We start from the raw sequence: 11055 nt of genomic DNA on the forward strand, positions 1-11055 counted from the left end.
GTCTACATACGAGCGGCCCGCTATACCGACCGGTCTACATATACCGACCGGTCTACAGAGAACGCGCCCACCTGAAGAGGAAACCCGACGGGAAGCGGGGGTCGGGAGCAGGACGAGGAGTGGGAAGTCGGACCGGCCGACTTCCCACTCCCAGCCACCACCCACACCACTAGACCCCGCCCGGCCCCACCCCGCCGGCACCCGCCAGCACCCCACCCGCCCCGACCTGGACCCCACCCCCGTGACCACTCCCCGCGCCCCCGGCCCGCTCCGCACCCCGCGCTCCCGCCGAAACCCGCGCTCCCGCCGCCCCCCGCTCGGCCCCCGCCAGCTGCACCCCGGGGCCTGGTGGCTGTGGGCCCTGGGCCTCGGCGCGGCCGCCACCCGGACCACCAACCCGCTGCTGCTGCTCCTGCTCGTCGCCGTCGCCGGCTACGTCGTGGCCGCCCGCCGCGGGGACGCACCGTGGTCCCGCTCCTACGGCGCGTTCCTGCGGCTCGGCCTGCTGGTGCTCGGCATCCGGCTGGTCTTCGCGGTGCTGCTCGGCTCCCCGGTCCCCGGCACCCATGTCCTCTTCACCCTCCCCGAAGTCCCGCTGCCCGCCTGGGCGCAGGGTGTCCGGATCGGCGGCCGGGTCACCGTCGAGGGCCTGCTCGCCGCGCTCTACGACGGGCTGCGGCTGGCCACGCTGCTGGTCTGCGTCGGCGCCGCGAACGCCCTCGCCAGCCCGAGCCGCCTGCTGCGCACGCTGCCCGGCGCCCTCTACGAGGCGGGCGTGGCCGTGGTGGTGGCGATGACCTTCGCGCCCAACCTGGTCGCCGACGTGCAGCGGCTGCGGGCCGCCCGCCGTCTGCGCGGGCGCAGCGACCGGGGCGTGGCCGCCGTGCTGAGCGTCGGACTTCCCGTCCTGGAGGGCGCGCTGGAGCGTTCGGTGGCGCTGGCCGCCGCGATGGACACCCGCGGCTTCGGCCGCACCACCGACGTCCCGCCACGCCTCGCCCGCACCACCGCCGTGCTCACCCTCGCCGGCCTGCTCGGGATCTGCCTCGCCGCGTACGGGTTGCTCACCGCGGGCGGCGCCGGGTGGGCCCTGCCGGTCCTGCTGCTCGGTCTGGCCGCGGCCTTCACCGGTCTGCTGCTCGGCGGCCGGCGCTCCCCCCGGACGCGCTACCGCCCCGACCCCTGGGCCCTGCCCGAGTGGCTGACCGCCGGATCGGGCGCCGCCGTGGCCGCGCTGACGATCTGGCTCTCCGCCCGTGATCCCGCCGCCTTCGCCCCGACCGTCGTCCCGCCGACCGTCCCCGCCCTGCCGCTGACCGCCGTCCTCGCCGTCCTGGTCGGCCTGGTCCCGGCGTTCGCCACCCCGCACCCGCCCCGGAGGGCCTCGTGATCACCTTCGAGCAGGTCTCCGTCCAGTACGCCGACACCGACCGCACCACCGACCGCGCCACCGACCGCACCGGGACCGGGACCCCGGCGCTCAGCGGCGTCGACCTGACGATCCCGGAGGGGGAACTCTGCCTGCTGGTCGGCCCGTCCGGCTCCGGCAAGTCCACCCTGCTGGGCACCGTCAGCGGCCTCGTCCCGCACTTCACCGGCGGCGTGCTGCACGGCCGGGTCACGGTCGGCGGACGCGACACCCGGGAGCACCGACCGCGCGAACTCGCCGACCTGGTGGGCACCGTGGGCCAGGACCCGCTCGCGCACTTCGTCACCGACACGGTCGAGGACGAGCTCGCCTACGGCATGGAGTCACTGGGCTTGGCGCCGGACGTGATGCGGCGCCGGGTCGAGGAGACGCTCGACCTGCTCGGGCTCGCCGACCTGCGCGACCGCGCGCTCGGCTCGCTCTCCGGCGGCCAGCAGCAACGGGTCGCCATCGGCTCCGTGCTGACCGTCCACCCGCGGGTGCTCGTGCTGGACGAGCCCACCTCGGCACTCGACCCGGGCGCCGCCGAGGAGGTGCTGGCCGTCCTGCAGCGCCTGGTCCACGACCTGGGCACCACCGTACTGATGGCGGAGCACCGGCTGGAGCGGGTCGTCCAGTACGCCGACCAGGTCCTGCTGCTGACCCCCGGCGCGCCGCCGGTGCTGGGTGAGCCGGCCGAGGTGATGGCGCACTCGCCGGTCCACCCGCCCGTGGTCGGGCTCGGTCGGCTCGCCGGCTGGCAGCCGTTGCCGCTCTCGGTCCGCGACGCCCGCCGCAAGGCCGCACCGCTGCGCACCCGGCTGGACGGTCTGCGGCCCGCCGCCGCGCCCACGTCCACCGGCACCCCCATCGCCACCGTCGACCGCCTCGCCGTCAGACGCGGCCCCGTCCCGGCCCTGCGCGGTGTGGACCTCGCCCTCCACCCCGGTGAGATCACGGCGCTGATGGGCCGCAACGGCGCCGGCAAGTCCACCCTGCTCGGCGCCCTGGTCGGCCTGCACGCGCCCGCCGCCGGCGGCGTCCGGGTCGGCGGCCACACCCCGCACCGCACCCGGCCCGCCGAGCTGATCCGCCAGGTCGGCCTCGTCCCGCAGGACCCGCGCGACCTGCTGTACGGGGAGAGCGTCACCGCCGAGTGCGCAGGCGCCGACGGCGACGCCGGTGCCGAACCCGGCACCTGCCGCGCCCTGGTGGAGCGGCTCCTGCCGGGCATCGCCGGGGCCACCCACCCCCGCGACCTCTCCGAGGGCCAGCGGCTCACCCTGGCGCTGGCCGTGGTGCTCACCGCCCGGCCGCCGCTGGTGCTGCTGGACGAGCCCACCCGCGGCCTGGACTACGCGGCCAAGGCCCGCCTGGTGGAGATCCTGCGCGCGCTCGCCACCGACGGACACGCCGTCCTGCTCGCCACCCACGACGTCGAGCTCGCCGCCGAACTCGCGCACCGCACGGTGATCCTGGCCGACGGCGAGATCGTCGCGGACGGCCCGACCCCGGAGGTGGTGGTCTCCTCCCCCGCCTTCGCCCCGCAGGTCTCCAAGATCCTGGCGCCCGGTCCCTGGCTCACCGTCCACCAGGTCGAGCGGGCTCTGGACGGGGGCGTCGGATGACCCGCGCCCCACGACCGCGTAGCCTCCCCCTCCGCCGGGCCCTCGCCGGCGGCCGAAGCCGCCGCAGCCGCCCGGTCCGCCACAACCGCCCCGTCCCCCTCGGCCGCCGCTCGATCGCGACCCTGCTGCTCACCTCGCTGGTCGGCGTGGCCGCGTTCGGCTGGCCACTGCTCGCCTCGACCAGGTCGGCCCTGGTCGGCCACTCCACCGACGCCCCCTGGCTGTTCGCCCTGCTCCTGCCGCTGCTGCTCGCCGTGGTGATCGCCCAGATCTCCGAGGGCCGCACGGCCGGCGGCGGCGCACCCGGCCTGGACGCCAAGTCGGTCGCCCTGCTCGGCGTGCTGGCCGCGGCGGGCGCGGCGCTGCGCCCGCTCGGCGCGGGCACGGCCGGGCTGGAGCCGATGTTCTTCCTGATGGTGCTCGCCGGGCGGGTCCTCGGTCCGGGTTTCGGCTTCGTGCTCGGCTCGCTCTCGATGTTCGCCTCCGCGCTGCTGACCGGCGGGGTCGGCCCCTGGCTGCCGTTCCAGATGCTCGCCATGGGCTGGGTCTGCCTGGGGGCCGGCCTGCTCCCGGGCGCGGCCACCCTGCGCGGCCGCCGCGAACTCGTCCTGCTCGCCGGCTACGGCGCCGGCGCCTCGCTGCTCTACGGCACGATCATGAACCTCCAGGGCTGGCCCTACATCGCCGGCCTGTCCGGCTCGATCTCCTTCGTCCCGGGGGACGAGGTGGCGGCCAACCTGGTCCGCTTCGCCGCCTACTGCCTCGCCACCTCCCTCGGCTGGGACCTCCCCCGCGCGGCCCTCACCGTCGTCCTCTGCCTGACCCTCGGCACCACCGTCCTGCGCGCCCTGCGCCGCGCCACCCGCCGTGCCGCCTTCGCCGCCCCGGTGGCGTTCGACCCGCCGGAGGACTGACCGGGCGCCGCGGCGCCGGCGAGGGTTCCGGGGGCACGCCCGGCATCGACCGTGCGGCGGCGAACGCCCTCCTTCCGGGTGAACCGCGCGGCTCCGGGCGTGACCTCCGCCCCCCGGGCTCCGTCCGTACACAAAGATCTCGACCGCACACCCACCATGCCTTCCAGGAAGTGGAGTCGAGTTCGTGAGTGCCCTCAAGCGAGGCGTTGCCCGGACCGCCACCGTGGCCGTCACAGCCCTGACCCTCACCGGCGCGTTCGCCGCACCGGCCGCCGCCGTGACCTTCATCGGACGGGACGCGCCGACCACCGTGACGCTCGCCCCCGGGCGGAGCGCGCCGGTGCCGTGGACGTACCAGAACACCGGCGGCCCCGGCCTCCTTCCCCCCTCCGGGATGACCGCCGTCTTCACCGCGCCGGGCGACACCACCTTCGCCCCGCAGACCACCGTCCCCACCGAGTACAGCGGCAACGGCTCGGCCTGGACCGGCAACAACCTGGGCCTGCGCAACTGCGTGCTCGGCAATGCCAACCGGACGTTGACCTGCGAGGGCTACGGGCTCAACGGCGGCCGGAGCAGCTGGCCGTCCAACGGCTACTTCCGGTTCTCCCCGCGGGTCACCGTGGACGCCGACGCACCGGCCGACGCCACGCTCCCCCGCGGCAACGGCGGTTTCCGGTACCGCGACCCCAACAACGGCACCGAGTACACGATCGCCGACGGCACCCTGAACGTCGCCACCCCGCCCCGGGTGCCGACCGGGATGTGCCTGGACATCGGCAACACCCGCTTCAACGGCGACAACGCCAGGATCCGGCGGTGCCAGCACGGCACCAACCAGCGCTTCGTCCTCGACGACGGCCGGGTCAAGGTCGCCGACACCCTCGGCACCGCCCCGGAGATGTGCCTGGACGCCGACAACACCGGCTTCGACGGCGACAACGTCCGCATCTGGGCGTGCGAGTACTCCGAGACGGCCGTCGCCAACCAGACCTGGCAGCTGCGCCGAGGGGCGTTCGTGCTGGGGTCGACGATCGGCAGCGCCCACGAGATGTGCCTGGACGTCGGCAACACCCGCGACGACAACGACAACGTGTTCATCTACCGCTGCCGGGCGGGCAATCCCAACCAGCAGTTCCTGGTCGAGGCCGGCTCCGTCAAGGTCCGCGACACCGTCTGACCCGAACCCGCGCGGCCCGGTCGACCACGGGTGCGCCCAGGGGCGGGGCGTGCGAGCGCACGGCCGAGCGCGGAACGGAACGGCGCGCCCCGGACGGATCCGGGGCGCGCCGTGGCGACGACGTGGGACCTCAGGCCTTCGGCCCCGTCGACTGCACGACCTCGAAGGACCACAGGGTCGAACCGGAGGCCGCCGGGCGCTGCGGCGCCTCGCCCTCGGCGGCCGGCGGGCCCTGACGGTGGGCGGCCTGCATGGGGCCCTCCATCCAGGCCTTGAAGGAGTCCTCGTCGGCCCAACGGGTGTAGACGAGGTACTGGTCGGTGCCCTCGACCGGGCGGAGGAGTTCGAACCACTCGAAGCCGTCGGAGTTCTCCACGGATCCGGCACGGGAGGCGAAGCGCTTCTCCAGCACCTCGCGCTGCTCGGCGGGGACGGTCAGTACGTTGATCTTGACTACGCTCATGGCTCCATCCTGCCCCACGGGGTGGGCCGCGGAGTGTGGGACGTCTCCAGAACGGAGCGGTGGCGCGTCCCACATCGCCGCTCCCGCGCACGAGACGGAGTGCGGCGGGTTCCGGCGGCGTCCGGGGCGTGAGCGGGTTCCCGCGCTGGGCCCACCGCCCGGCGCCGAGCCGAGTCGACGGCCGCCTCCCACGAGGTGCGCGGCGCACGGGCGGTGCCGACACCGCCCCGGGACCCGAGGACTCCGTCGAGAACGCCTCCACCTCGACCATCGGCGTCTGGGTGTACCCGTGGTTCTACGGCGACGCGAACGACGTCCTGGCGGGCCGCGGTGGCAGCCCGACCTCGAACCTGCGCAACAACGAGGCCTCCTGGGGCACGGTCGACCAGCTGAACCGCGGCGGCCGGCTCCACCTGGACTGACCTGCCGAGGCACCCGCACCGCACCGCGCCGGAAGAAGCGGTGCGGGGCGCCGTCCGTGGATCAGGCGATCCAGCCGGGGACGAAGGCCTCCTCCGGCCGGCCGACGACGGACACCCGGGCCCCGCCCGGCGCGGCGACGAGCGCGGTGACGGCGGCCCCGGCGGAGATCCGGCGCGTCAGACCGGCCGGCAGGACGGCCGTGTCGCCGGCCGCCAACGCGAAGGTCTCCCCGCCCAGTTCGACGGTCAGGGCGCCGGTCAGGACGGTCCAGACCTGCTCGACGTCGAAGACGTGCAGCGGGCCCTGGCCGCCGGACGCCATGTCCACCCGCCACATCGCGAGCGCGCTGCCACCCTGACCGGGTGAGGCGAGGGTGGTCATGACGGCATTGGGCGTCTCGGTACGGCGGACTTCGGTCCCGCGGATGACGGACATGTGTGTGGCCCCCTAGAATGGTCAACGACGTTACCTATATGGTCAATGAGGTTGTCTATTATGTCAAGCGACCCCGCTCCCCCCGGCTTCGAGCTGCCCCTGCGACTCCTGCTCGCCTTCCGCTTGATCATCGACGAGCTGCACGAGCGAATCGCCCGCGAGGGCCACCCCGACCTGCGACCGATGCACGGCTTCGTCTTCCAGGCGATCGGGCCGGACGGCACCACCGCCGTCGAGCTCGGCCGCCGCCTCGGCGTCTCCAAGCAGGCCGCCGGCAAGACCGTCGAACAGCTCGAACAGCTCGGTTACGTCGAACGCGGCAGCGACCCCGCCGACGCCCGCCGCAAGGTGGTCCGACTCACCGCGCGCGGCGTGGACTGCCTGGTCCGGTCCGCCCGGATCTTCGACGAGCTGCGCGCCCAGTGGTCCGACACGCTCGGCGAGGAGCGCCTCCGCGCCCTGGAGACGGACCTGCGCGCCCTCGCCCCCGGCGACCCGTTCCGCCTCGACACCCCACGCTGGTTCGGCGGCGCCTGAACGCTCCGCCGCCCGGCGCCGCGGCTCGCCCGTCGGCCCCGCGCGCACCGGCGGCCAGCCGGCGCGAGCCGCCCGACGCGGCTGACGCCCCACTCTCGCGCCCCAGGGATATGACGAAGCGTCACGCCTGGTGTCAGCAGGTCGAATTCACCAAGGTGACGGGCTTCGACCGCAACTCCGGACGGCTGCTCCAGCTCACCGGCTACTCGATCGGCAGCTACGTCAACGCGTGCGCCACCGTCCTGCCGCCCTCCGGCTGGGTGACGCGGGGCGAGTACGACGACAGCGGCTGCCGGACCGGCCCCAACCCGAGCACCGGCAAGAACGCCTGGCAGCTGCAGCGCGTCTCCTGAACCGGGCACCGCGCGCGCCCCGGACACCGGCCCCGAGGCCGGCGGGGCGCGCTAGACCGACCGGTCCTCCCCGTCCCGGGCGTACTCGGGGCCGCCGCGGTCCGGCTGGTCCGGCCGGTCCGGCCGGTCCCGCAGGTCGGCGCCGAGGGAGGAGGACAGCCGGGTGAGCAGGTCGGCGAGGTCGGCGAACTGCTTCTCGTCCCAGTCGCCCAGCAGCTCGGACAGCTGGGCCCGCCGCGCGGCGACCAGCCGGACGGCGTCGGCCTCGCCCGACTCGGTCAGCCGCAGCGGCAGCCCGCCGGTCCGCGAGGCGAGGCCCCGGGCCTCCACCTCCCGCACGGCCTCCTCGATGACGGCGATCGGGACGGTCCGGCGCTCGGCCACCTCGGCGGGCTCGACCGAGCCGTGGTGGTGCATCAGCAGCAGCAGCCAGCTGGAGGCCGGTTTGAGGTCCAGCCCGGCGCCCGCGGTGATCCGCCGGTAGAGGTCCCGCCGGGCCTCCCTGCTGCTCAGCACCGACAGCGCGCGGGCGATCTCGTCCAGCGAGGACCGTTCGACCGGGTTGAGGCCGATCGACTCGCTCAGGTCGGGCGCCGTCACCGTCGAGCGCAGCTTCTGCTCGCGCAGGAAGAGCGACAGCACGAAGGCGACCAGCGCCACCGGCACCGCGTACAGGAAGACCCGGGTGATCGACTCGGAGTACGCGTGGTAGATCGCGTCCTGGGTGGCGGCCGGCAGCCCGGCGATCACGCGCGGATCGGAGGTGATCGCCCCGGGGTCGAAGCCGGGCGGCACCGGCACCCCGGTGGCCAGCGCGTCGGACAGCCGGCTGTTGAGCCCGGAGGCGAAGACGGTGCCGAAGATGGAGACGCCGAACGACGCCCCGATGGACCGGAAGAAGGTCGCGCCGGCGGTCGCCACCCCCAGGTCCTGGTAGCCGACGGAGTTCTGCACGATCAGCACCAGCACCTGCATCACCAGGCCCAGCCCGAGGCCGAAGACCAGGAAGTAGCAGCTCATCTCGAAGGTACTGCTGTTCTCGTCCAGTCTGGAGAGCAGCAGCAGACCCACCGTGGTGACGGCCGTCCCGGCGATCGGGAAGGCCCGGTAGTGGCCGGTGCGGGCGACGATCTGGCCGGAGCCGATCGAGGTGACCAGCATCCCGAGCACCATCGGCAGCATGTGGATGCCGGACATGGTCGGCGAGACCTGCATGACCACCTGGAGGAAGGTCGGCAGATAGGTGAGCGCGCCGAACATCGCGAAGCCGACCACGAAGGAGATGACGGCGACCAGGCTGAACGTCCGGGAGCGGAACAGCCGCAGCGGCAGGACCGGTTCGGCCGCGGTCCGTTCGACCTGGACGAAGGCGACCAGCAGGACGAGGCCCAGGACACCCAGTCCGACGATCTGCCAGGAGCTCCAGTCCCAGGTCGTCCCGCCGAGCGAGGTCATCAGCACCAGACAGGTGGCCACCGAGGCGATCAGCACGGTGCCCAGGTAGTCGATCCGGTGCCGGCGCTTCACCTCCGACCCGTGCAGCACCGCGGCGATCACCACCAGGGCGACCACACCGATCGGCAGGTTGATGTAGAAGACCCAGCGCCAGCTGAGGTTGTCCACGAAGAGGCCGCCGAGCAGCGGTCCGAGCACACTGGTGACGCCGAAGACCGCGCCGAACAGGCCCTGGTACTTGCCGCGGTCCCGGGGGGAGACCAGGTCACCGACGATGGCCTGGGAGAGCACCATCAACCCGCCGCCGCCGAGGCCCTGGAGGGCCCGGAAGGCGATCAGTTGACCCATGTTCTGGGCGATGCCGCAGAGCACCGAGCCCACCAGGAAGATCACGATCGAGGCCTGGAAGAAGCGCTTCCGGCCGTACATGTCGCCGAGCTTGCCCCAGAGCGGGGTGGCCGCCGTGGAGGCCAGCATGTAGGCGGTGACCACCCAGGAGAGGTGCTCCAGACCGCCGAGGTCGCTGACGATGGTGGGCAGCGCGGTGGAGACGATGGTCTGGTCGAGCGCGGCCAGCAGCATCGCCAGCAGCAGGGCGCCGATCGGAACCCAGAGGTTGGGGGCGGTGACCTCGGGCGGACCGGGTTCGCCCGTCGGGCCGCGGTCGGCGGCGGCGATCGGATCCGTCATCGGGTCTCCGTAGCGGTCGCGGGCCCCGGCCGGCGGGGTCCGTGCGGATGATCACTCCCAGCTCACCATGCTGTCAGAAATGCCCGGGTTTGCTCCGTTCAGTTGAGCCGAACGTAACAACGGCGACCGTTCGGGGGACGCCCCCGGCCCGTCGGCCGTTCATCAGGGCGCAACCACCACCAACCGTCACAACACCCCCGCGGTGGGCCGGACGCCCCTGTCCACCCCTGGGACCGTCCTGCATAATCAGGCGCGTTCGCCCCCGGGAACACCCGTCCGGGGGCACCCGAGAAACGATCCACGACCGAGGAGGACCGGCCGATGCCGGACCAGCACTGCCCGACGTGCGGCACCGCGCGCTCCGCCGGGTGCAGGTGCCTGCCGGATCCGAGCCTGACCGAGACCGCCGTCCTCCCGCACCTCGAAGGCCCGCCGCTGGTCCGCCCGTACGTGCCGCAGGCCCTCGGAGTGATCGTGGACAGCCCGCCGGCGGGCGTTCCCGCGGACCCGTTCGCCACCACCGTGCTGCCGCCCGCCCCGGGCCCGGGCGCACCGCCGGTCGGGCCCCCACCGGTCGGGCCGGACGCGGACGCCTACGCGACCACCGTGCTACCGCCGGTGATGTCGGTACCCCCGCCGGGCCCCCGGCCGACGGTGGAACAGCCCCCGGCCGAGGACGCGGAGATCGGCTACTTCCCGTTCGACGGGGCGGCGCCCGCCCCCGCCGGCGGCCGGGCCGCCCGCCGTTCGGCGGAGCAGGCCGAGCAGGGCATGCCGGCCCGGCGCAAGGGCCTGCTGGTGGCGGCCGGCGCCGGACTGCTGGCACTCACCGTCGGCCTGGCCTACGCGGTGACGCCCTCCGCCGAGCCGAGCGACCGGGCCCAGCCCGCGCCCTCCACCACCCTGGCGCCGGCACCGGTCGACCCGACCACCCCGGCGGCGCCGAGCCCCAGCGCGCCGCCGTCGACCGGGGCGCCGAGCCCGTCCCCGAGCAGGACGACCAGACCGAGCCCGAGCAGGACGGCGCCGCCGAGCGCCACGGCCGCGACCACCGCCCCGGTGGTGGCCGCTCCCCCGGCACCGGCCGGCACGCCGTCCGCGCCGGCGCCGACGCCGGTCACCACGACCCCGACCCCGACCCCGACCCCGACGGCGACCACCCCGTCCCCGACACCGACGCCGCCCCCGACCGTGCGGGTGCTGGAGCGCGGGATGACGGGGGCCGACGTCAAGGACATGCAGCTGCGGCTGGCCGCCACCTCGTGCGGCTTCGTCGACAAGTCGATCGCCACCAGCACCTTCGACTGGTGGACCCAGACCGTGCTCGGCGACTACCAGCGCAGCTTCAAGATCAAGGGCGAGACCGGGTCGAACGGCGTCTTCTACGGGCCCAAGACCCGGGCCGCCCTGGAGAGCGACCCGGGGACCTGCTGACCGCGCGGACGGGCGGGGGGGGGGGGGCCCCCCCCCGCCCCCCCGGGCGGCCCCCGCCCCCCCCGCCCCGGGTGGTCGGGGGCACTGAAAATCAGCCGCCCAAACCCACAAGAAACCGCCCCCCCCCCCCAAGAG

At 74.5% G+C, this 11055-nt stretch carries 11 protein-coding genes; 8 read left to right on the forward strand and 3 right to left on the reverse strand.

The genetic code is table 11. The annotated features are described in order from the left end of the window. Positions 1-241: 241 nt before the first annotated feature. The 4 genes from ACIQTO_RS07600 (at position 242) to ACIQTO_RS07615 (ending at position 5130) form a co-directional block, all read left to right on the forward strand. Positions 242-1390 carry a CbiQ family ECF transporter T component gene (locus ACIQTO_RS07600; protein ID WP_402384181.1) on the forward strand — a complete coding sequence of 383 codons (1149 nt, stop codon included), beginning with the start codon at positions 242-244 and terminating at the stop codon, positions 1388-1390. Continuing rightward, on the forward strand, positions 1387-3036 hold the full coding sequence (locus ACIQTO_RS07605; RefSeq protein WP_402384183.1) for an ABC transporter ATP-binding protein: 1650 nt from the start codon (positions 1387-1389) through the stop codon (positions 3034-3036). The genes ACIQTO_RS07600 and ACIQTO_RS07605 overlap by 4 nt, the downstream gene beginning before the upstream one ends. Further along, positions 3033-3950, forward strand: coding sequence for an ECF transporter S component (locus tag ACIQTO_RS07610; protein WP_402384186.1), 918 nt, complete (start codon positions 3033-3035; stop codon positions 3948-3950). Before ACIQTO_RS07605 ends, ACIQTO_RS07610 begins: the two co-directional genes overlap by 4 nt. Before the next feature lie 184 nt (positions 3951-4134). Next, positions 4135-5130 (forward strand): RICIN domain-containing protein, encoded by a 996-nt coding sequence (locus tag ACIQTO_RS07615; protein ID WP_402384189.1) that lies wholly within the window; start codon positions 4135-4137, stop codon positions 5128-5130. A gap of 130 nt (positions 5131-5260) precedes the next feature. On the opposite strand, the gene ACIQTO_RS07620 is transcribed toward ACIQTO_RS07615, so the two are convergent. Then, the gene (locus ACIQTO_RS07620; protein WP_402384192.1) at positions 5261-5593 is read right to left on the reverse strand and encodes an antibiotic biosynthesis monooxygenase family protein; all 333 of its coding nucleotides are present in this window, start codon (positions 5591-5593) and stop codon (positions 5261-5263) included. Positions 5594-5721: 128 nt separating this feature from the next. On the opposite strand from ACIQTO_RS07620, the gene ACIQTO_RS07625 reads away from it, so the two are divergent. Next, positions 5722-6015 carry a hypothetical protein gene (locus tag ACIQTO_RS07625; protein ID WP_402384195.1) on the forward strand — a complete coding sequence of 98 codons (294 nt, stop codon included), beginning with the start codon at positions 5722-5724 and terminating at the stop codon, positions 6013-6015. Between the two features lie 61 nt (positions 6016-6076). On the opposite strand, the gene ACIQTO_RS07630 is transcribed toward ACIQTO_RS07625, so the two are convergent. Next, a complete protein-coding gene (locus ACIQTO_RS07630; RefSeq protein WP_402384198.1) occupies positions 6077-6397 on the reverse strand; it encodes a cupin domain-containing protein in 321 nt (106 codons plus the stop codon). A gap of 114 nt (positions 6398-6511) precedes the next feature. Here ACIQTO_RS07630 and ACIQTO_RS07635 point away from each other — a divergent pair, with 114 nt between their 5' ends. Then, positions 6512-6988 (forward strand): MarR family winged helix-turn-helix transcriptional regulator, encoded by a 477-nt coding sequence (locus ACIQTO_RS07635; RefSeq protein ID WP_402384201.1) that lies wholly within the window; start codon positions 6512-6514, stop codon positions 6986-6988. 110 nt (positions 6989-7098) lie between these two features. After that, entirely contained in the window at positions 7099-7341 is a 243-nt protein-coding gene (locus ACIQTO_RS07640) for a hypothetical protein (protein ID WP_402384204.1), read from the forward strand. 51 nt (positions 7342-7392) lie between these two features. Here ACIQTO_RS07640 and ACIQTO_RS07645 read toward each other — a convergent pair whose 3' ends face one another. After that, complete coding sequence (locus ACIQTO_RS07645) at positions 7393-9486, reverse strand: MFS transporter (RefSeq protein ID WP_402384207.1); 2094 nt, start codon at positions 9484-9486, stop codon at positions 7393-7395. Between the two features lie 321 nt (positions 9487-9807). Here ACIQTO_RS07645 and ACIQTO_RS07650 point away from each other — a divergent pair, with 321 nt between their 5' ends. Then, positions 9808-10920, forward strand: a complete 1113-nt coding sequence (locus tag ACIQTO_RS07650) for a hypothetical protein (protein ID WP_402384210.1) — start codon at positions 9808-9810, stop codon at positions 10918-10920. Positions 10921-11055: the final 135 nt, after the last annotated feature.

Source organism: Kitasatospora sp. NPDC091207, from assembly GCF_044768625.1.
GTDB lineage: Bacteria > Actinomycetota > Actinomycetes > Streptomycetales > Streptomycetaceae > Kitasatospora.

Excerpts from the sequence above, each read along its gene's own strand:
- ACIQTO_RS07610 (WP_402384186.1), top strand. The coding sequence starts at position 3,033 with ATGACCCGCGCCCCACGACCGCGTAGCCTCCCCCTCCGCCGGGCCCTC.
- ACIQTO_RS07620 (WP_402384192.1), bottom strand. The coding sequence starts at position 5,593 with ATGAGCGTAGTCAAGATCAACGTACTGACCGTCCCCGCCGAGCAGCGC.
- ACIQTO_RS07640 (WP_402384204.1), top strand. The coding sequence starts at position 7,099 with ATGACGAAGCGTCACGCCTGGTGTCAGCAGGTCGAATTCACCAAGGTG.
- ACIQTO_RS07645 (WP_402384207.1), bottom strand. The coding sequence starts at position 9,486 with ATGACGGATCCGATCGCCGCCGCCGACCGCGGCCCGACGGGCGAACCC.
- ACIQTO_RS07630 (WP_402384198.1), bottom strand. The coding sequence starts at position 6,397 with ATGACCACCCTCGCCTCACCCGGTCAGGGTGGCAGCGCGCTCGCGATG.
- ACIQTO_RS07635 (WP_402384201.1), top strand. The coding sequence starts at position 6,512 with ATGTCAAGCGACCCCGCTCCCCCCGGCTTCGAGCTGCCCCTGCGACTC.
- ACIQTO_RS07650 (WP_402384210.1), top strand. The coding sequence starts at position 9,808 with ATGCCGGACCAGCACTGCCCGACGTGCGGCACCGCGCGCTCCGCCGGG.